Raw genomic sequence first — 20,276 nt, 5'->3', positions numbered from 1 at the left:
TATACATACCAGTCGGTATGTATTGGGCAAGCACTTTTCATACAGACCGGTTGGTATAATGTTTGCTTTGTTTCCGTAGAATGAGAATTTGTATGGATATGAAAAAGGAACCAACCCGCGTCCGCCTCTTACAAGTCAGCCGGAATCTTTTTTTAAAACAAGGTTACTCTGAGACTGGCCTCAATCAAATTGTGCAGGAAGCCGAAACTGTTAAGGCCAGTTTGTACCAACATTTTGATTCCAAAGAAATGTTGGGTAAAGAAGTGATTCGGATTTACGCCGACGAAAATCTAACCCTACTCAAATCTTTGATGAAACGAAATCCAAAACCACTGGATTTTGTAAAGGCTTGGGTTCGCATACTTTCCAGGGAAGCCAGGCTCTCCCAACTATTTGGATGTGGGATGGCAAATTTCCGCGCACAAATTGCCCCTCATGAAGTAGAAATCCAGAAGGAAATTGAAGAAATCGCCAATCGGACAATCGATTGTTTGGCGGATTACCTGGAAGAGGCGGCTAGGAACGGTCATTTAATTTCCAAAGTGGATTGCCGACTCCTCGCCAAACATTTATTTTTTGTTTATGAAGGGGTCCTGCAAGGATATCGTTTGCTTGCTGATAAAAGGTCATTGGATGAATTATACCGAATTGCGGAAAGTTTGATCCCATCTCCTAAATGAAAATCACCCAACTCTTAATCCTGATCTTATGTTTGATTTGGTTTCGTCCCACATTTGCTGACGGAGACTTAGAGGTAATCTTTCAAATTGTAAAATCCAATTCAGGAAAACCAGTTACCAATGCTGTAGTCATTTCTAAAAAAGGAAAAACAAGTGCCGTCTCTAATGGGGAAGGAATCGCCAAACTTCGATTTCCCGAACCCGGATACTACGAAGTCAAAATTTCTACGGCCGATAGAACAGAATCTGTATTTCGTGAAGTTCGGTTCAAAGGCCAAGTCATCCTTGTCACTATTTCGGAAGGAAACCTAGCAGGCATTGTTGTCAGTGGAGAACGAGACAAAACTCCCCTTTCTCGGTACGGCCTTGTCCAAGACGAAATCAAACGCCTACCAGGAGTTTCTGGTGATTCATTAAAAGCACTCCAAACCATTCCTGGAGTTGTGATCGGTGCCCCAGTGGGAATTTTACCTTCTGTGTTTACAAACATTGGTTCCAATTTATTGACTGGAAATCCTTATTCCAATAGTGAAAGGGGAGACTTGTCACTTCGTGGCGGTGGCACCAGACAAAACCAATATTATTTTGACGGATTTCCTTTGCCCTATCCTTTCCATTTAGGAAACCAATCGTCAGTATTAAATAACAATTTAATCAAATCCTTTGATGTGTTTACTGGCGCATTCCCGGCTAAGTATGGTTATGCGACTGGTGGAATCATTGCCATTGAAGGAACAGACCGCGTGGATGAAAACAAAACTGTCATCAATACCAATTTGTTTTTGTCAGATATCTACAACCAATCCAAAATCCTGCCCGGTCTTGCGATGATTAGTTCGGGTAGAAAAAACTATCCCAACGTAGTCCTTTTACAGGCATATCCACAAGGGATTCCTGAAGATGCAAAGTATGCAGAATACAATGACTACCAATGGAAACTGATTTGGGATATAAACGCCGAACATAGATTCACCGTCCAAACGTTTGGAACCCGTGATAGGCAGGCCTATACGAAAGCTCAAGCCGATTTAGAAAGGGGGGGCGATGACCCGCGTCCGCCGACTGGACTCGATAGGATGTTTCGCACAGATGCCGTTCGTTATGTTTGGAAAGGGAAAACGTTTCGAAATACAATCTCTTATTCACGCACAACTTTTAATGAATTTTTTGAACTCAAATTTACTAACCCTCTGACTGCGGAAAATATTTTTGGATTACAAAACAGAACCACAGATACCATCACTTATGTTCAAAATGCCTTTGAATGGGAACTTTGGGAGGAACATCTCAAACTAGAAGCCGGGGTGCAAGGCCGCTTTCGTGAGACCACTTTAAAGGGAGAAAACATTTCTTCTTACAATCGTTTATTTTATAATATCTTTAATGACCTTTTGAATTCCAATGCGGCATTCCGATCTGTGATTGATGGAGACCGAATCCGTTATAGAGAAAAATCTGCTTATGCAGAACTGCCATTTAAATATGGTGGCTTTCGCCTAACACCTGGTGCACGAGTTGACAATTATTCAGGAAGTAATGAAACCAATTTAGCTCCGAGGATTACGGGCGGGTATCTTTTTGAATCCACAAAAACAGGGATCATGGTTGGGCATGGAATCCATTACAATGCACCCGTTTCCGTGGAAGCTTTGTCCGCCAAGTCAGGAAATCCGAATCTTTTTATGGAAAGGGCCGAACACAATTCGATAGGTGTGAGCCAAGAGTTTGCAAACAACTGGCAAATCAAAATCGAAGGTTTTCGTAACATCTTTCAAAATATCATTGTTCCTGATTCTTATATTGTGGATCCGTATGCTCTCAACAATGACATGCGGGTCTTTGTAAATGAAACTGCCAAAGTTTTTGCAAATCCAGTCACTCCCAAAAATCTAAATTACTCGAATGCTGGTTATGGACATTCAGAAGGTGTGGAAATTTTTATTAAAAAAACAAAAGACCCGAGAGAACAATCGGGACTTTTTGGTTGGATCTCCTACACAAATTCCATCACCAAACGGATCAACAACCAATCCAGGTTGAATAGTGATGAATCTCGTAACAGAACCTTACTCAATAATTCGAGAACACTTCTTGCCCAAACCAAAATGGGAACCAACTATATCAATTACTACGATGATAATAATTTGGAGATCATTTATAATAATGACAAAGAACAACTCTACGATTTAGATAGAACTCATATTTTAAATATTGTATTTGGATATAAATTCAATCCCGAGTGGATGGTGGGAGGAAGGTTTCGGTATTTTTCAGGAACTCCTTACACTCCCATTACAAGTGCTACACGGGCAAACCAAGCGGCCACCTTCGGTTTGAATTTATATTTCCCAAACTATTCCAGTAATTATAATAGTGATCGATTTTTGCCTTTCCACCAATTTGATTTGCGAATAGACCGAATTGAAAATTACTCATGGGGTTATATCAATACCTATATAGAATTTGTGAATTTTTACGGTCGCAGGAACCAAGCCGGTTTTGAATTTGATAACACAAAAAATTTCCAAAGAAACCAAAATCCTGCCCCCACTTATGATACAGTGAATTCTCCCTATATTGTTTCCCAAACACCTAATGGAAAAATGGCGATCATTCCTTTAGTCAATATTGGTATTGAGGTAAGATTTTGAAAAGAATCATCATTGGTTTGTTTTTGGTTCTTTTTCTCTTCTCATGTTTTGAGAGTGGGGGAGAGAAACAAAAAGAAGAGGAAAAAAAACAAACTCTCTACCTTACCACTTTGTATTTGATTCGGGAGTCGGGTAATTGTATCAAAACAGATACAAACCTCAGCGCCAACAATCAATTTTGTAGTCGCCGTCCATTAGGAATTTGTTCCGTAAACCAACTCATTCTCACTCAAAGTGAATTGAATGTAATTTTGAACGATATGCGAACCATTCAAAATAGAACAGCCGACTGCCAAGAATCCATCCTCCAGTCAGGGATTCTCAGCTTAAAAGCAACTACTGCCACTGAGACCGAAAATCTAAAATCTCGGTATCGTTTCCGTGTTACAGAAACCTGTGAGTTAGAAGGATTCCAAACATCTGCTGGAACAAGGTTTGCTAACTTTACTGAGATCCAATGGTTAGAGTCAACTCGCGGGAGAATCGCAAAAGCAGCAAAAACCATCTCAGCCAATACTTTTTTACCCCAAGCCAATCGCGACCGTGCTAACAGCTGTTTGAATTTAGAGTTTAAGGATTGGGAAAAAGACCTAGCGCAAGGAAATATTGAAAATAAAATCCTTGTCGAAATCGTTCATCCGTAAATTCAAAATCCGCTTTCCTTAACCTTGCCATCCCACATTTTGTCTTTAATCCAAAGGAAATTGAATTTTATGACTTTGAATCGATACAGCCGCACTCTTACCCAAGACGAATCCCTTCCCGCTTCCCAAGCCATGATCATTGGATCGGGAGTTCCTTATGAAGATCTGAACAAACCATTCATAGGAATTGGAAGTACTGGATTTGATGGAAATCCGTGTAACATGCACTTAACCACTCTTTCTGCCTTACAAAAGAAAAGTGTACTAGATACAAAAGAAATGGTTGGTTTACTATTTAACACCATCGGTGTGAGCGACGGAATCACCAATGGAAATGATGGGATGCGATTTTCCTTACCATCTCGAGAAATCATTGCCGATTCCATTGAAACCATTGCTGGTGCTCATTATTATGACGGTCTTCTTTTTACCGCTGGTTGTGATAAAAATATGCCAGGTGCCATCATGGCAATGGCTAGACTCAATCGCCCATCTATCATGGTGTATGGTGGAACGATCAATGGTGGAAATTACAAAGGTGAAAAATTAAATATTGTATCTGCCTTCGAAGCTTACGGAAAAAAAATAAACGGCAAAATCACTGAAGATGATTTTAAAGAAGTGATTAAAAATTCCTGCCCAGGCCCTGGAGCTTGTGGTGGAATGTATACGGCCAACACAATGGCAACGGCCATCGAAGTGATGGGAATGAGTTTGCCTTATAGTTCTTCTTCCCCTGCACGCAGTGAAGAAAAAAAGAAAGAATGTATGAATATTGGAAAGTATATGTACAATCTTTTAGAAAAAGACATCAAACCTTCTGATATCATCACTCCTAAATCCATTCTGAATGCACTTCGTGTAGTGACGATTCTTGGTGGTTCCACAAATGCAGCCTTACATATGATTGCGATTGCAAGGACTATGGGCATCCCACTTGACTTAGAACAAATTCAGAAAGTAACCGATACAACCCCACTCCTTGCGGATATGAAACCAAGTGGAAAGTATCTTATGGAAGACCTTCATGCCATCGGGGGAACACCTGCTATCATGAAATTCATGTTACGCGAAGGTTTGATTGACGGATCTTGTTTGACCGTCACTGGAAAAACCATTGCAGAAAACTTGGAAGGCCTTCCTGATCTTCCGAGTGACCAAGACTTACTCAGGCCCGTTAGTAACCCCATTAAAAAAGAAGGTCATATCCAAGTTCTCTACGGCAATATCGCCAAAAAAGGAGCTGTGGCAAAAATCACTGGCCACGAAGGGGAAATGTTCGAAGGAAAAGCCATTTGTTTTGATTCTGAAGTGGAAGCCAATACAGGCATTCGTGATGGAAAAGTCAAACCAGGCCATGTGGTTGTGATTCGTTATGTAGGCCCTAAAGGTGGCCCAGGAATGCCGGAAATGTTAAAACCAACTTCTGCCATCATTGGTGCAGGCCTCGGGGATAACGTGGCTCTCATTACGGATGGAAGGTTCTCTGGAGGAAGCCATGGTTTTGTTGTGGGTCATATCACGCCAGAAGCAATGGAAGGCGGAGAGTTGGCATTTGTAAAAGATGGGGACAAGATCCTCATCGATGCTCGCACGAACAAACTCGAATTACAAATTTCACCTGAGGAATTAGAAAAAAGAAGAGCGGCCTGGAAAAAACCTCCATACCGCATTACCACTGGATATCTTTGGAAATACATCCAGATGGTAAAAGATGCCAGTACTGGTTGCCTAACAGACCGTTAGGCGTTCCATCGAAGGCCTCCTTGGCTAAGTAGGCCCTTCTTCTTTCCCGTCCGCATGTCTGGCAAATCTTCCTTTGCCAACATGGACTGGATCGTAAGAATCCCAAGGCCAACCACCAAACTGTGTTTTGCGATAGTCATCAAATGCTTGTTGGATTTCCTCTTGTTTGTTCATCACAAAAGGACCATACTGAACCACTGGTTCGGCAATGGGTTTCCCTTCTAAAATCAAAATTCGGGCCGCTTCCGATCCGTTTTTGAGTTCTACCGAAACATCAGATTTTACATTGTACATATGTTTTCCCGGAACCAGAACTTCATCCAAAACGAGTCCTTCTCCACGGAAGTAATATAGATTTTTATTATTACCAGGAGAACTTCCAGGGATCACAAAACTGGCTTCAGGATCTAAATCCAAAATATAAATTCCCACTTCGTTTTTAGGATCACCTGCCCAAGAATCTGGGGGAGGATCGAGTGGTTTTTCGCCAAACAAAGATCCTGCGACGGTTTTAATTTTGATTTTTTTCCCAGATGCATCCGAGACAACTTTCACGGGAATGTCTTCGTTCCAAAACATTTTGAAATGTGGATCTACAAATTTATTTTTTGCAGGAAGGTTTAACCAAATCTGAAAGAGCTCTAAGGTATTCTCACCAGATTCATCCACCAAAGGAAACATTTCTGAATGTTGGATTCCAGCACCCGCAGTCATCCATTGTACATCCCCGTCTCCATACCTACCAGCGGCCCCTTGAGAGTCCGCATGGTCGATAAGACCTCTTTGGACAACAGTTACTGTTTCAAAGCCGCGATGAGGGTGGCCAGGAAACCCGGGAATAGTTTCTCCGTGATACATTCTCCATCCATCTTTGCCGGCAAAGTCTTGGCCGATTTGCCTGCCTTGTAAGGAAGCATCCGGACCAAACTTTCCATTGCCTTTTGGATAAAAATCCTCATGGTGAACACAAAACAAAAATGGATCCGAGGTGGGCCATTGGAAGTCAAGTTTTTGGGCGTATAATATCGATTTGTGGGTCATCTAAGAGTCCTATTTTCGCAATTTACATTGCTACTAATAAGACAGTAGATAAGAATCAAAAGTTTTTAACAATAGAAACATTCACTCCAAAAGCTCCATATTGTTTTGCACTGAGTGAAGAATTGAGATCTGGAACCGAACTGAGTTCCACCGGAGTTTTTCCTGTTCCCGCACTATAACCTGTCACCTCAGAAATACTAAAGGAAGAAATTTGGTAGAATCCACCGTACTTCACTCCCAGTGTTTCAAAAATTCTCCAAACAAGTCCTAACTCTAATGACATTGTGGCGCCGGTAAGGCCTTTTGCGAATCCTTCTTTGGATTGGAACATGGTTAATTCTGATCTGGTAACGGGCGAACTAAATGTAACTTGGTTACTTGCATTTAAAGAACCTGTAGACGAAGTTTCAATCCCGTAAGAGGCAAGTTTCAATTGTCCGGAAAAAATGGTAAAACCACCAATCATGTAGAAGTTTAACCAATCAGTGATGGAAGTGACAAACCCATAGTCCATTCCATAATTTTTAGTTCTGAATTCTACTGTTCCTGTTGATAATGCTAAACCTTGTGTGACCGTTTGGTCTCCCGTTCTTAAAAAAGGAAATTTTAATTGGAAGGATTGAAATGGACCTTTAGAAGATAACTCGGAATAGTTGAAACTGAGTTCTGTTGAACTGGATGTAGTTAAATAATTTAATGGGCCAAGTCCAATTTTAAATCCAATTTCATTGATTCCAGAATGAACACGATCGTTTAAATAAAGTCCGTTTGTACTAAAACTAGTTCTAGTGTCGTTGTATTGTTCACCTCTAGCATATACAAATCCTACAAAAAAATCATCAGAGAATTGGTGAGAGTATTTGATTCGAGGAGATATAGTGGACGTTGGTTTGGATTCAGAACTTTCCGTGATGATCCCTGGAGGGTTGAGGTTGTTGGAAGAGTTACTGTTGACAAAACTCGAAGCCACACGAGCTGAATTTAAGATACTGGATACTGATTGAGGACCACCTTCCGATGGAGTTTGAGCAAATTCACCAGCAAACTCGATGACTTTTAATCCGGTTCCTAAAAAAGAAGAGGATTTTGAAGGTTCGTCAGTATTTGTTTTTGGAGGATTGGAATTATTTTGTGCAAAGACAGGAGATACCAATAGTGCTAAAAGTAGAATCAAATTTTTGCTTAATCTTTTCATCTTGATCAATAAATATTTTATAAATATATAATCCAGAAAAAAATCTTTGGAGGTCTGCTTTTCATTCAAAAATTAGAATGATCTTAAATATTTTTTGTGTATTGTACTAATTGAAAAAAGAAAGTGGAACCTAAATTTAATTCTGTTTCTATCCAAATACTACTGTCATGTCTCTCTAAAAATTCTCTACAGAGAATGAGACCAAGTCCTGTCCCTGTTTCTTGGTTTGTGCCGGGTGTGGACGATTTTCGATCCAAACGAAAGAGATTTTGAATTTGTTCTTCTTTCATACCCACACCTTCGTCTTTTACGAAGAAGATCTTTTTTTTTGGATTAAGTTTTAATTTAGAATTTATGTTTTGAACTGAGTCGGGTGAACCAATCCCGATTGTAACTTCTTTCCCTCCGTTACTGTATTTGATTGCGTTCGAAACCAAATTACGAATAACAGTTTCGATCATAAAGGAATCCGCTACAATTTCCAAATCTTTTGGGATTTTATTATGAATCGATACCTTCTTTTTATTAGCGGAAAGAGTTAATAACCCGATCACTCTTTGTACTAAATCATAAAATAGGATGGGGACTGGTTTGAATTGAATGGCATCTGTTTGGGAACGAGCCCAGCCCAAAAGATTTTCGAGTAAGGAATAAACTAAGTCAGAGGAATCTTCCAACATTTTTAGATAGGAGTTTCTTTCTGCATTACTGAAGGAAGAATCTTTTTCACTGAGGATCTTTATGAATTCTTTTTGGGTTCCGAGTGGGCCTCGTAAATCATGTGCGATGATAGAAAAAAATTTGTCTTTAGTGGAGTTTAGTTCGGCTAATCGAATAGCAGATTGTTTTAAATTATTTTCAGAAAGTTTTCTTTCTGTGATGTTTCGAGCGATGGCACAGTTGTATTGTTTTCCACCATACTCAACCAAATTAACAGTCACTTCAATTGGAAAGGATGTTCCATCTTTTCTTTGATTTACCGTTTCAATGGAAAAGGTTTTACGTTCTAATATTTCTTGCCAATGTGTTTTCCACATTTCAGGAGTAAACAAAGGGTCTACTTGAAACATTTTCATTGATAACAATTCTTCTTTTGAGTAACCGTAATTTTTGCAAGCTGCATCATTCACAAAAACGTAATTTCCTTCCTCATCTGTCCAAAAGATAGCTTCAGATATTGTATCAATAGAAAACTGAGTAAATTGTAATGCATAAATCAAATCGGAATGGTTAGAGGTCGTATCATTCAAACTTTGTTTTAAGATTTGGTTTTCTTCTTCCAATCGTTTGATATCTGCTAGTAAAACTTCGTATGTCTTAGGTATTGTCGACATGGATTATTGGTATTATCCAATCTACGAAATAAATTGCCAAGAATTAAGTGATTGTCTTCGTTTATTTCTTAAGGAATGAATCCGGCTTGACTGAAATTAAATTGATCGGTAAACCTAGACTCCCAAAACCGATATGACCTGTCTTTTTTGTCAGAAAGGATCTTCACAGTTTTCTAGGTCAGAACCGGCCAGGGACGAAACATGGACTCCTTCCTTTCCTACGGATGACATTGTAGGACATTCCCTCAGTAATTTTTGTGAAATTTATGAATGTCGAGATTGTTATAGCCTTTGGTGGATCAAAACACGAGGGGCGGGGGATCCAAGATCCACCTATCCAGAGTTTTACGAACAAGTTGCTGAACGAATTGATGACCAGCGTTCAGAACTGATTCGAAATCCCTCCGTGGTCGGAATCCTAACTCATAAAGATTCAAAGTTTCCTTACTCTTTTTTTGAAGAGATTTTGGAACTAGTTGTTTTGTCAGAGAAGGAAAAACTCAAAGAACTTTTTCTCAAACGAGATCCCAATGTTCCCACTTCAGTGAAACATTGGTTAAGTCGTTGGTTTCCCAAAGAGTATCCAAAGGAATTTGAAGAGATTCAAAAAAAGGGGTTTCCTGCTTTTTCGAAAGAACTTGTCAGTTTGGAAGAATCGGAATCTGTTTTAGTTGCTGAATTTATTTCTAAAGACCAGTTTGTTTTTCTCTCCAGTAACTCAGAAGAAAATTGGAAGTTACAAACTTACGATTTAACCAAAAAACAAATTCTTTGGTCCAAAAAAGTTAAGAGACCATTTTTGGAAGGTTTGCAAATTCCAATTTTATTTTACCAATCGGGTTACCTTTGCTATTACCAAGGATTTCAGAAAGGTTCTGAATATTATTCCAAACTCAATCGACCAGAATTTCTCAGTATTTACGATTTAGGTGGAAAAGAAATTTTGACAGTGGCCCTTCGATTCCAATGTTATGAAATTCTTTCTACAGAAGAAAGAGGTGTATCAGAATGTCGAATTTCGCATAACTTTAATTTTTCGATCATTTCAGACAAATTGTATCTTCCCTTTGAATCCAAAATTCATGTATATGATTTAAACACGGGTAATCAAATAAAATCCCTCTCTCTACCTGGTTGGGAAGTTTTTTCAGGTAGGGCCTTTGAAACTGAATCCGGCCAATTGTTATTTTATACATTGAAAGGCATTGTGGGAATGAATGCAGAAGACCAAGTAACCTTCCACTATTCTTCCAAGTTTCATCCTGTGTTTATCGATTCTAGTTTTCGTCTGTTTTATTATTACTCAATAGTTGAATCTGCGGATTCCGGAAAAAAAATAGAGTTCAAAAAAAATTATGACTCTGGTGTGAGTTTGATCCAGCAGTTGTCTTCCAAACCGGTTGAATTTCCCGGTGGGATTTATTTGCCTTTTTCATTGGATGGATCCTATCTTTTAGATTCCAAATTGCAAATCATTAAAGAGTTTCCTTTTAGTACGACAGACACAATTGGACCCCATGCCTTCGGATTGGAAAAAAATCCAGTCCTCGTAACAGAAGACCGCATCATCATCACCAATAACTACACGGCTATATATATGATTGATTTTTCAGGCAAACTGATTTTTGAAAAACAAATTGAATCGGAAGTCTTATCCCTTTTTACTTTTGATAGAAAACATGTTGTAGTCATTCTTTCTAAACAAGATGATTATAGTGAAAATAACCAAATGGAACTTTTATTATTCTCCCCGTCGGGAACTAGCATAACAGAAAAAATTTTACCATCTTTTCCTGGTTTGGCGGTAAGTTTTGATGGGATTTCTGTATTTGCCAAAGCCAATCAAATCTTCTCCATTGATTTGTTTGAGGAAAAACAAAAGTGATGAAGGAAAATTTTGAGATTCAATTTGCTGAAAGAATGAAAAGAGTAAAAAACCAATGGATTCCGTTCATTCGCATTTTGGTAATCTTTCTTTTTTTAGGAAGCGGAGAAGTGTTTGGGCAGGAAACAACAATTGATTTAAAAAATTTAGAAACATCTCCGATTTATCTCGCCAACTCTATGTTAGTATTAGAAGATACAAACAATCAATTGGACTTTGAAACCATTCAGTCCCCGGAATACGCAACCAAATTTCTCAAACTTCCATCTTCCAAGGAAGCATTCAATTTTTCTTATTCAAAATCTACTTATTGGCTTCGAATCCAAGTACAAAATCCAAATCCAATTTCCAAAGATACTGTGATTGTAGTTGCTTATCCCCGATTAAAAACAATGGATTTATACTTTCAAAGTACAAAAGAATCCAAACAAATCAATTCTGGTTATACGGTTCCCCTTTCACTTCGTCCTTACAAAAGTCGATTTTTTGTTTTTCCAATCCAATTTTCTGGAAATGCAACCGCTACTTTATATTTAAAAGTAAATTCACCCAATGCCATCAACATACCCATCCAACTTTGGGACAAAGTTGCGTACGATAGACACGAGATTGATGACCACGTGATCCAAGCCTTATACTTTGGAATTGTATTGGCCATGGCTATCTTCAATTTATTTGTATTTTTTATCCTAAAAGATTCCAATTATCTTTTATATGTTTTATTGGTTCTTTCAACTGCATTGACCATTGCTTCGCATAATGGAATTGCTTCGGAATATCTATGGCAAAATTCACCATGGATGGATCAGTATTCGATCAATATTCTAATCTCCGTTGTATTGATTTTGTTTTTGGTATTTATGCGGAATTTATTAAATACCAAAAAATTAGTACCAAAACTAGATTTTGTTAGTAAAGCGTTGATTTTCATTCAAATCATTTTACCTATTTTATATATTTTGTCTTTTGATTCCTTTATTAAAATTATGGTGGTCAGTCATTCTTTTACTGCTTTTTGGATTTTATTCAATGCCATCATTTGTTCGTTTCAAAAAGAAAGAATTGCCTATTTTTTCCTACTTGCATTTGCATTTTTATTTTCTGCATTGATTGTTTCTACCTTACGAGCCTTAGGATTCATTCCTACCAATTCATTTACCATTGACGGCCCACAGTTTGGATCTGCCGCCGAAATGTTGTTACTTGCTTTTGCCCTAGCTGATCGTTATAATACCATCATCAAAGAAAAGGAAACCGCAGAAGCTCTTGTAAAATCAAATTTAGAAAAATCCAATTTAGAATTGGAAGAAAAGGTCAAAGAAAGAACTTATATTTTAAACAAAACTTTAAGTGCTATGAGAAGGGATCTCTTTGTTGCCAAAAAAATCCAAGAGAATTCTTTAATCACCGATCCAAAATTATTCCATCAATTACATCTTGTTTATCGTTATCTTCCTGTATCGGAAGTAGGAGGAGATTTTTTTGATGTTTGTCAATTGAATGAAAGCAAGTTTAGAATTCTAATCGCTGATGCAACGGGTCACGGAGTCCATGCGGCGATGATTACTATGGCGATCAAAGGTTTGTATAATAATATTAAAAATTTTGAATTATCTCCATCTAAGGTTATGGAAATTTTTAACGAAGAATTTATGGATAACTTTGTATCACTTAATAGTCTTTTAACCGCATTGATTGTGGATATTGACATTGATACAAAAACAATTCAGTTTGCATCAGCTGGGCATCCCGCGGCCGTCCTTTTGAAAAAAAACCAAATCCAACTATTAGAAAAAACCGGAAGGATGATAGGCCTCAAAAAACAAACCCATTACGGCCAATCGGAACTAAGTTGGGAACCGGGAGATCGGCTCTTTTTATTTACTGACGGAGTTTTTGAAGCCTTTAACTCTAAGGAGGAAGAGTTCGGAGAGGAAAAAGCCTACGCACTTTTTCAATCCACAAGGAATCTCGGTTTGGATGCGGCCGAAGACCATCTCTTAAAAACACTACAAATCTTTCTGAATGGTCAGGATCGCCAGGACGATTTAACCATCCTAGGGATTGATTTGTAAATTTTTTTCAAAATTAGTTTAATATTAAATAAATACAATATCAAATCACTTCACGTTGGTGTCTATTTTGTATCAATTAGATTTGGAGAACCTTATGAAATCATTATTTTCAGAAGCGAAATTAGGAAACTTGACCTTAAAAAATAAAGTGGTAATGGCCCCTATGACCCGTGCCCGTTCCCTTGGAAATGTCCCAGGTGATATTGTTGCCACTTACTACGAACAAAGAGCCGAAGCCGGACTCATAGTCACAGAAGGAACATCTCCATCACCGAATGGTCTTGGTTATGCGAGAATCCCTGGAATATTTTCTGAAGAACAAACTGCAGCTTGGAAAAAAGTAACAGACAAAGTCCATGCGAAGGGAAGTAAAATTTTTGTCCAATTGATGCATACAGGTCGCATTGGTCATGAACTCAATTTACCAAAAGGTGCAAAAGTGGTTGGGCCATCTGCAATCCTTGCGAAAGGCCAACTGTGGACTGATGCCGATGGAATGAAAGATCATTCCATTCCCCATGAATTATCCAAACAAGAATTACAATCTACCAAAGAAGAATTTGTTAATGCAGCAAAAAATGCAATCAAAGCCGGATTTGACGGTATTGAATTACATGCTGCTAACGGATATTTGTTGGAGCAGTTTTTACACCCATCTTCAAACCAACGTACCGATGAATATGGTGGATCGATTGAAAATCGAATTCGATTTGTTGTCGAAGTGGCAACTGCTGTAAGCGAAGCCATTGGAAAAGATAAAACAGCAATTCGTTTATCACCTTACGGTGCTTATAATGATCTTTTACCGTTCCCAGAAACTCATGAAGAATATTCATTGTTAGCTGAAAAACTAAATCAATTAGGAATTGTATACATCCATTTAGTTGACCATTCTTCCATGGGTGCTCCAACGGTAGAACCAGAAACGGTTGCAAACATTCGAAAATCCTTCAAGGGAACATTGATTCTAAGTGGTGGTTATGACGCAGAACGCGCAGAAAAAGATCTTTCCTCTGGCCATGCTGACCTAGTTGCTTTTGGCAAACCATTTCTTGCCAATCCTGACTTAGTCACAAGATTCCAAAAGAATATCAGCTTAGCTTCATTTGACCAAACCACTCTGTATACACCCGGTGAAAAAGGGTATACGGATTACGCTCTGGCAAACTAACAATGATTAACACTTATTTATCATGAGTGAGTGTTAAATTTTTTTGGCGCCTCAATTTAAACTAAAACCAAAATCTTTTGGTTAAATGACCGGGCTACTCCAGGGTCCGCGTTCGCTCCCGTCACCTGCCATCTAACGATCGCAGGTGACCAAGCCTTCCGTATCCCTGGCGCGAGCTCAAGAGCACCTAACTTGGCATACATCCCAGTCTTTTCCACCCATATCCAATCTTTTGGTCATTTGCTAAATTCAATGTGCAAATTCAGATAGGAAATCTATCTCGAGAAAATTCTTTCCTTGTTCTATCTGTTATATTGGATTTTACTTCTACTATGTCAAACACACTCATCCAACAAGAAACAAGCAAAGTCCATAAAGAAGTCATCGATGCTAATGAAAAATATGCATCGGAATTTGGGAAAAAAGGCGAACTTGCCCTACCTCCTGCGAGAAGTTTTACCATCCTCACTTGTATGGATGCTAGACTGGATCCGGCCAAATACGCAGGCCTCGCGGAAGGTGATGCCCATGTGATTCGTAATGCCGGTGGTCGCGCAAGTGATGATGCCATTCGTTCCTTAGTCATTTCTTATAAATTATTAGGCACCAAAGAATTTTTTGTGATCCACCACTCCGACTGCGGTATGGAATTATTCACAGATCCAATCATTCGTAACCTCCTTTCCAAAAGTTTAAAAACGGCAACGATTGATTCCAATGGTTGGCGAAACGTAGAAGAATCAGGTGGCTCGGACGAAGCGAAGTACATTCCATTTCTAACTTTTGATCATTTGGAACAAAGTGTCATCGATGATGTCAAAAGAATCCGTAACCATCCTTTGATTCCCAAAGACATCCCTGTCTATGGATACTATTATGATGTTAAAACGGGTAAACTGGTAGAAGTCAAAGAAGCAACCAAGATCGGAAGGGCTTCTTAAGACCAAAGCCGAGCAGGAAAAAGCAATAATATGAACTTTCCCAAAATAAATTCAATGGTTTTGGGATTGGGATTTTAGAAATAAGAGGATTGTGATAGAAGGGAGTCAATGGGTGGCGGGTCTAGTTCCCCACCCTCGAATCGGGCGGGGATACTCATATCCCATCCTGTACGCGCGGGCGAAGGGGCTCGCCCTCTCCGCTGTTCGGCCATCGTGTCCTCACAACGCTCCGAGTCACGGCGCCGCTCGGCGAAAGCCATCGTGGCTTTCTTTCTGATTTGTTCGTTCCCTATGGGTCACTCACAAACCAGCTCGCGTCACTGTTCGATCCCTTCGGATTGATTCTTATATGATGATTGGATTTTGAAAAAAAAGAGTCTGTCTTTTGCGGGCGAAGGGGCTCGAACCCTCGCCAGAAGCTTGGAAGGCTGCTGTGCTACCGTTACACCACACCCGCGACAGTAAATACATAGTTTTGGTTGTGGGTAAGGGGTCAATGATTTTTGGTTCCAGAAAGTGTGGGAGGGAGAAAATGAGACTATGGCTCTGCCCCAAGCACTCGAAAATTACCGAAAACAATATCGTAAAATCAAATTATTCCAAGATGTAGCATCTGTTCTCCATTGGGATTCCGAAGTGATGATGCCGGAAGAGGGTCGTGAATACCGATCGGCCCAAATTGCCGCTGTGGCAGAACTCACCCACGATTGGATGACCGACCCATCTTTTTTAAAACAAATCCAATCCGCAAAAGAATCGATAGGCGAACTTCCTGAATCAGAACGATCACTTTGGAATCGAGAGTTGGAAGTTCTGATGGAAGAAAAGGAGAAGGCTGACAAATTACCTTCAGAGTTTGTATCCGAATTTGCAAAAGTAACCAACCTCGCACATGCGGAATGGGCAGAGGCAAAAAAAGCAAAAAATTTCCAAGCCTTTGCAAAACGATTAGAAGAACTTGTGCAATTATCTAAAAAACAAGCAGATTACTTTGGTTATACGACAGAACCTTATGATGCACTGCTCGATAGTTATGAAAAAGGTGCCAAAGCAAACCAAATACAATCTTTGTTTTCAGATTTAAAGAAGTCTTTGGTTCCCATTGTCGCCACGGCACCCAAATTCAAAAATCCATTTCCCGGGCCAATCTCCATAGACAAACAAACTAAATTTTGTAATCGTTTGCCATCACTCCTCGGGCTTACAACAAAAGAATCGAGATTGGATACAAGTAACCATCCATTTTCAACAAGTCTGGGAAAGGGTGATAAACGAATCACAACTAGATATTCAGAAACAGATCCACTTTCTTCCATCTTTGGTGTGTTACATGAAACAGGCCATTCTCTTTATGAATCTGGATTGTCAGCTATGTCAAATTGGCCCACACCCATTACAGAATTTTTAAGTTTAGGAATCCATGAATCTCAAAGTCGATTGTGGGAAAATCAGGTGGGCCGTTCCTTACCATTTTGGGAATTTGTTTATCCTATTTTGTTATCTGATTTTGGACTGACAGACAAGGAACTTCCTTTCAAAGAATTATATCAATACATCAACAGTACTGAAAAAACTAAGGTAAGAGTGGAAGCTGACCAGGTTACTTACAACCTTCATATTATCTTACGATTTGAAATCGAAAGGGACCTCATCAATGGAAAAATTCAGGTAAAGGACTTACCGGAAATTTGGAATACGAAGATGAAAGAAAGTTTTGGACTTACCATTGATAATGATGCAGAAGGTGTTTTACAAGACATTCACTGGTCCATGGGAGCTTTTGGATATTTTCCAACCTATACCTTGGGCAATATTTTCAGTTCACAATTTTTTAAAAAATTTACAGATGAATTTCCCGATTCGCATAACAAATTTTCTACGAAAGGTGATTTTTCAGACCTACTGGGTTGGCTTCGTAAAAACATTCATTCAAAAGGAAAAATCTACGATGTAGATACCTTAATGAACCAAACTACTGGTGAATCGGCCGATTCAAAATATTTGATTTCCTATTTGAACGGAAAAATCAAAGAAGTAACATAGTCATAAATTATAAAGTATTCAAAGGAATTTTATGTCAGGATCAGAACAAGTATTAGAAAAACTAAGCCAACTATCATATTTTGATAACCTAGCTTTGTATTATTTATGTATCGAAACTCCTCCACAAACACTTGCCTTGGCATTCATGCAAATGGATGAAAAAATTGCAGGTTCCATGCTTGGAGTTTTGGATATACAAAAAAGAAAGTATGTACACGAACTCATGGCCCTTCAAAAAGATAGTCCGGAAGAAGCCAAAAAAGCCGCCGCAGAAGGTTTGTTACTCATCGCAGACGGCTTAATTTCTAGAAATTTAATTAGTAAACAAGGTCACTATTTCTTTGGAACAAAGAGATAAAAAGATCCTAATCCTAAACAAATCCAACCTACTAAAAAACTCACTCCTCCAATAGGAGTGATGGCTCCTAAAATTCGAATCCCTGTGATTGCTAAGGCATACAAACTAAAAGAAAAAATCAGAATTCCTAATAGAAATGCCCAAGTTGCTACTCTTAAGAATGTTTTACTTTTATTTGGTGAATCCGATTGGAGTGATTCTTGTAACAATAAAAATGAAATGAGTGCAGCCAGTGTATGATAAAAATGGTAACGATTTCCCGTTTCAAAAATCACCATAAGCTCTGGAGCTATTATTTTTTTAAGTCCGTGTGCACCGAAGGCACCGATGGCAACAGCTAAAAAACCGAAAAGGCAAATGACTAAGATTAAAACCGCGGAGGATTGCTTCTTGACAAGATTCATAAACGATACTTCCTATTGCCTATGACTTCAGATACATCCGGAAAGAATACTAAATTTGTTAGAGTTTGGCGACAACTCAATGTGGAAGATGTAAAAAAACAATTACTCTATATCGATGATCTCTACGGAACTTGCGGAAATTGTAAAAAATTAGGACTCAATTATCTAAAAGATAAAAAATGCCCTGATTGCGGAGTCACTTTTAAATATTTAGCAACTAAACTAAGTAAGGTGGCAGATATTGGAAAGATTCTAAGTCGAATCGACAAAGAAGGATTGGAATTAACTTTAATTGAGAGAGAAGATTTTGAAAGATCCAGTGCTGCCGACGCCGCAAGGGATCTCTTCAAATCATAAATCAGAATTTTAGAAACGGTTAGTAAATTAGAATCATTAAAATTTAAACGACCAACCAAATTGCGCAGTTTTGTTATGTGCTGCTGTATCTTCCCAGGCATCAAAAGCTCGAACGGCCCTTGAGACTGCAAGGGCAGCAAAGACACCCACTGCATTTGGTGATTCCCAAACATTTCCCGGGCCTTTTGTATTTAGCATATTGTCCCAAATATTTTTTTTAGGCAATTTGTCTTGGGCATACATATAGGCTCCACCTGCCAAAATCAAATCACATAAAAGATAAATACCCATACTCACAAATGTATCTCGATTCGAAAAGAGGGGAGAGTTCCAAGAGTTATAACCAACAGAAGCCATTGGTGTGATCAAATTCAAACCTTGCGAGATGGCATGATATTTTTCGGACAATGGAACGGCAGATTCATGCGGAGGTTTTTGGAGTAATTCTTGTTCTATGATCTCTTTCCACATTCTTTCTTGACCACGTCTAGGAGATTCAATTCGAATGATAGAATCTGGAGAAGTTTTTCCAACCTTTCCTACATAAATATCAAAATCATAAGGGTTTTTCCAACGATTTCTATATCTGTAAACAAACCCTTGTGTTTTTTCATGTGCATAAAAATCAGGATCTAATTTGTTTAAAAGTGCCACCAAACGAAGATTAACATCTTCTGGGCCACCCAAAACTTCTACTGTTTCCCCTGCAAAAAGAGAACTAAAACCAGCAGTTGAAAACAATAGGAGAAAACTAAAATAAACAATAAAGGATTTGAATCCTTTTAAAATGAAATTCATGACTGGACTCCAGGAAGTTGAAGGTAAGCGTTGATTAAACCTAACGAGTTATATGTGGCATGACAAGCCATAGCGATCCAGATATTTCCTGTTTTGATATAAATATATCCAAAAAACATACCCACACCACAAATAATAAATGGAATGGCAATGGATGTTCCTTCGCCGTAATGCAACCATCCAAAAAGGAGAGAAACGATGAACAAACCTTCTTGAGCAAGACCCTTATCGATAAAGGCCTTTAATAAAAAGCCTCTAAAGAAAATTTCTTCCAAAATTCCTGTGATGATTCCTACAACATAAATTCCCCATGCAAGTAGGTATGCATTTCCATGAATGGCTTCATATAGTTTTTTAGCAAAAACTCCTGACTCTACTGGAACAGAAAGCCTCTCCAATGCTAGTCCAAATAAGACCACTACAATAAAACATAAAAACCCGTTGGCAATCCCGCGAAGTAAAATAGGTACGGATAGTTCATCTTGTAGGTTTGTGACAGGAATTTGTAATACTTTTTTATAAAGCAAATAACCTAATCCCACATAACATAAAAACCATGGAATGGAATGCCCGAGTAGGTAATGGGGTTTTTCAGAAAATACCTTATCGTAAAATTGTGAGAGTAATAAACTCGGATTTTCAGTAATTTCTTTTTGAAATTGTTCCTTGATTGGTGTCACAATTTTTTCGTATTCGGTAAGCATCGTGGAGAAGTCCATTTTACCTTCCCAATACTCTTCATAGAGGGGGAGAAGTTGGTCTTCGGGGATTCGATCACCAAGCACCGAATTGTTGACGAAGGCTAAAAAAATAACGGAATAGAAGAAGGAACAAACATATACGAGACCTAAAGAATAGGCTGTAAGCCGAAAGATCTCAAAAAAACGATTCTGCATCTGCCTTACAGTTCCTCAATTTCCGCAAGAATCGTCATCGTTTTTTTCGAAAATGGC

17 protein-coding genes and 1 tRNA gene are annotated in these 20,276 nt (G+C 38.6%); 11 read left to right on the top strand and 7 right to left on the bottom strand.

Annotated elements, in window-relative coordinates:
• The first annotated feature begins 98 nt into the window (after positions 1-98).
• The 4 genes from EHQ24_RS10695 (at position 99) to ilvD (ending at position 5,721) form a co-directional block, all read left to right on the top strand.
• Positions 99-680, top strand: a complete 582-nt coding sequence (locus tag EHQ24_RS10695) for a TetR/AcrR family transcriptional regulator (protein WP_135601627.1) — start codon at positions 99-101, stop codon at positions 678-680.
• Entirely contained in the window at positions 677-3,331 is a 2,655-nt protein-coding gene (locus EHQ24_RS10690; RefSeq protein WP_135601626.1) for a TonB-dependent receptor plug domain-containing protein, read from the top strand. The genes EHQ24_RS10695 and EHQ24_RS10690 overlap by 4 nt, the downstream gene beginning before the upstream one ends.
• Complete coding sequence (locus tag EHQ24_RS10685) at positions 3,328-3,975, top strand: hypothetical protein (protein WP_135601625.1); 648 nt, start codon at positions 3,328-3,330, stop codon at positions 3,973-3,975. The genes EHQ24_RS10690 and EHQ24_RS10685 overlap by 4 nt, the downstream gene beginning before the upstream one ends.
• Before the next feature lie 69 nt (positions 3,976-4,044).
• Positions 4,045-5,721 (top strand): dihydroxy-acid dehydratase, encoded by a 1,677-nt coding sequence (gene ilvD, locus EHQ24_RS10680; protein ID WP_135601624.1) that lies wholly within the window; start codon positions 4,045-4,047, stop codon positions 5,719-5,721.
• A 24-nt stretch (positions 5,722-5,745) separates the two neighbouring features.
• On the opposite strand, the gene EHQ24_RS10675 is transcribed toward ilvD, so the two are convergent.
• From EHQ24_RS10675 to EHQ24_RS10665, 3 genes are all read right to left on the bottom strand, one after another.
• A complete protein-coding gene (locus EHQ24_RS10675) occupies positions 5,746-6,762 on the bottom strand; it encodes a pirin family protein (protein WP_135601623.1) in 1,017 nt (338 codons plus the stop codon).
• Positions 6,763-6,817: 55 nt separating this feature from the next.
• The gene (locus tag EHQ24_RS10670) at positions 6,818-7,936 is read right to left on the bottom strand and encodes a hypothetical protein (protein WP_244310381.1); all 1,119 of its coding nucleotides are present in this window, start codon (positions 7,934-7,936) and stop codon (positions 6,818-6,820) included.
• A 104-nt stretch (positions 7,937-8,040) separates the two neighbouring features.
• Positions 8,041-9,291, bottom strand: a complete 1,251-nt coding sequence (locus EHQ24_RS10665) for a PAS domain-containing sensor histidine kinase (protein WP_135601621.1) — start codon at positions 9,289-9,291, stop codon at positions 8,041-8,043.
• A gap of 133 nt (positions 9,292-9,424) precedes the next feature.
• Between EHQ24_RS10665 and EHQ24_RS10660 the strand changes: the two genes are divergently transcribed.
• From EHQ24_RS10660 to EHQ24_RS10645, 4 genes are all read left to right on the top strand, one after another.
• Positions 9,425-11,176 carry a hypothetical protein gene (locus EHQ24_RS10660; RefSeq protein ID WP_135601620.1) on the top strand — a complete coding sequence of 584 codons (1,752 nt, stop codon included), beginning with the start codon at positions 9,425-9,427 and terminating at the stop codon, positions 11,174-11,176.
• Between the two features lie 35 nt (positions 11,177-11,211).
• Positions 11,212-13,251 carry a 7TM diverse intracellular signaling domain-containing protein gene (locus EHQ24_RS10655; RefSeq protein ID WP_135601619.1) on the top strand — a complete coding sequence of 680 codons (2,040 nt, stop codon included), beginning with the start codon at positions 11,212-11,214 and terminating at the stop codon, positions 13,249-13,251.
• 94 nt (positions 13,252-13,345) lie between these two features.
• The gene (locus EHQ24_RS10650) at positions 13,346-14,422 is read left to right on the top strand and encodes an alkene reductase (RefSeq protein WP_135601618.1); all 1,077 of its coding nucleotides are present in this window, start codon (positions 13,346-13,348) and stop codon (positions 14,420-14,422) included.
• 332 nt (positions 14,423-14,754) lie between these two features.
• Positions 14,755-15,363, top strand: coding sequence for a beta-class carbonic anhydrase (locus tag EHQ24_RS10645; RefSeq protein ID WP_135601617.1), 609 nt, complete (start codon positions 14,755-14,757; stop codon positions 15,361-15,363).
• Positions 15,364-15,749: 386 nt separating this feature from the next.
• Here EHQ24_RS10645 and EHQ24_RS10640 read toward each other — a convergent pair.
• Positions 15,750-15,820, bottom strand: a tRNA-Gly gene (locus EHQ24_RS10640).
• Between the two features lie 83 nt (positions 15,821-15,903).
• On the opposite strand from EHQ24_RS10640, the gene EHQ24_RS10635 reads away from it, so the two are divergent.
• Both EHQ24_RS10635 and EHQ24_RS10630 read left to right on the top strand, forming a co-directional pair.
• Positions 15,904-17,406, top strand: coding sequence for a carboxypeptidase M32 (locus EHQ24_RS10635; protein ID WP_135601616.1), 1,503 nt, complete (start codon positions 15,904-15,906; stop codon positions 17,404-17,406).
• Between the two features lie 31 nt (positions 17,407-17,437).
• Positions 17,438-17,764, top strand: coding sequence for a hypothetical protein (locus EHQ24_RS10630; protein ID WP_135601615.1), 327 nt, complete (start codon positions 17,438-17,440; stop codon positions 17,762-17,764).
• On the opposite strand, the gene EHQ24_RS10625 is transcribed toward EHQ24_RS10630, so the two are convergent.
• On the bottom strand, positions 17,740-18,168 hold the full coding sequence (locus EHQ24_RS10625) for a DUF423 domain-containing protein (protein WP_135601614.1): 429 nt from the start codon (positions 18,166-18,168) through the stop codon (positions 17,740-17,742). The two genes, EHQ24_RS10630 and EHQ24_RS10625, sit on opposite strands and share 25 nt — an antisense overlap.
• Positions 18,169-18,189: 21 nt before the next feature.
• On the opposite strand from EHQ24_RS10625, the gene EHQ24_RS10620 reads away from it, so the two are divergent.
• Entirely contained in the window at positions 18,190-18,525 is a 336-nt protein-coding gene (locus EHQ24_RS10620; RefSeq protein ID WP_135601613.1) for a hypothetical protein, read from the top strand.
• A 36-nt stretch (positions 18,526-18,561) separates the two neighbouring features.
• On the opposite strand, the gene EHQ24_RS10615 is transcribed toward EHQ24_RS10620, so the two are convergent.
• Both EHQ24_RS10615 and EHQ24_RS10610 read right to left on the bottom strand, forming a co-directional pair.
• The gene (locus EHQ24_RS10615; RefSeq protein WP_135601612.1) at positions 18,562-19,323 is read right to left on the bottom strand and encodes a hypothetical protein; all 762 of its coding nucleotides are present in this window, start codon (positions 19,321-19,323) and stop codon (positions 18,562-18,564) included.
• Positions 19,320-20,219 (bottom strand): CPBP family intramembrane glutamic endopeptidase, encoded by a 900-nt coding sequence (locus EHQ24_RS10610; protein WP_135601611.1) that lies wholly within the window; start codon positions 20,217-20,219, stop codon positions 19,320-19,322. The genes EHQ24_RS10615 and EHQ24_RS10610 overlap by 4 nt, the downstream gene beginning before the upstream one ends.
• Positions 20,220-20,276: the final 57 nt, after the last annotated feature.

Source organism: Leptospira noumeaensis (assembly GCF_004770765.1).
Taxonomy (GTDB): Bacteria; Spirochaetota; Leptospiria; order Leptospirales; family Leptospiraceae; genus Leptospira_A; species Leptospira_A noumeaensis.
This window is presented reverse-complemented; position numbering and strand designations above follow the sequence as displayed.

What these genes read in the sequence shown, in the direction of transcription:
- EHQ24_RS10665 (WP_135601621.1), bottom strand. Translation starts at nt 9,291, where the DNA reads ATGTCGACAATACCTAAGACATACGAAGTTTTACTAGCAGATATCAAA.
- ilvD (WP_135601624.1), top strand. Translation starts at nt 4,045, where the DNA reads ATGACTTTGAATCGATACAGCCGCACTCTTACCCAAGACGAATCCCTT.
- EHQ24_RS10660 (WP_135601620.1), top strand. Translation starts at nt 9,425, where the DNA reads ATGACCTGTCTTTTTTGTCAGAAAGGATCTTCACAGTTTTCTAGGTCA.
- EHQ24_RS10620 (WP_135601613.1), top strand. Translation starts at nt 18,190, where the DNA reads ATGACTTCAGATACATCCGGAAAGAATACTAAATTTGTTAGAGTTTGG.
- EHQ24_RS10645 (WP_135601617.1), top strand. Translation starts at nt 14,755, where the DNA reads ATGTCAAACACACTCATCCAACAAGAAACAAGCAAAGTCCATAAAGAA.
- EHQ24_RS10610 (WP_135601611.1), bottom strand. Translation starts at nt 20,219, where the DNA reads ATGCAGAATCGTTTTTTTGAGATCTTTCGGCTTACAGCCTATTCTTTA.
- EHQ24_RS10635 (WP_135601616.1), top strand. Translation starts at nt 15,904, where the DNA reads ATGGCTCTGCCCCAAGCACTCGAAAATTACCGAAAACAATATCGTAAA.
- EHQ24_RS10695 (WP_135601627.1), top strand. Translation starts at nt 99, where the DNA reads ATGAAAAAGGAACCAACCCGCGTCCGCCTCTTACAAGTCAGCCGGAAT.
- EHQ24_RS10690 (WP_135601626.1), top strand. Translation starts at nt 677, where the DNA reads ATGAAAATCACCCAACTCTTAATCCTGATCTTATGTTTGATTTGGTTT.
- EHQ24_RS10675 (WP_135601623.1), bottom strand. Translation starts at nt 6,762, where the DNA reads ATGACCCACAAATCGATATTATACGCCCAAAAACTTGACTTCCAATGG.
- EHQ24_RS10625 (WP_135601614.1), bottom strand. Translation starts at nt 18,168, where the DNA reads ATGAATCTTGTCAAGAAGCAATCCTCCGCGGTTTTAATCTTAGTCATT.
- EHQ24_RS10615 (WP_135601612.1), bottom strand. Translation starts at nt 19,323, where the DNA reads ATGAATTTCATTTTAAAAGGATTCAAATCCTTTATTGTTTATTTTAGT.
- EHQ24_RS10650 (WP_135601618.1), top strand. Translation starts at nt 13,346, where the DNA reads ATGAAATCATTATTTTCAGAAGCGAAATTAGGAAACTTGACCTTAAAA.
- EHQ24_RS10655 (WP_135601619.1), top strand. Translation starts at nt 11,212, where the DNA reads ATGAAAAGAGTAAAAAACCAATGGATTCCGTTCATTCGCATTTTGGTA.
- EHQ24_RS10630 (WP_135601615.1), top strand. Translation starts at nt 17,438, where the DNA reads ATGTCAGGATCAGAACAAGTATTAGAAAAACTAAGCCAACTATCATAT.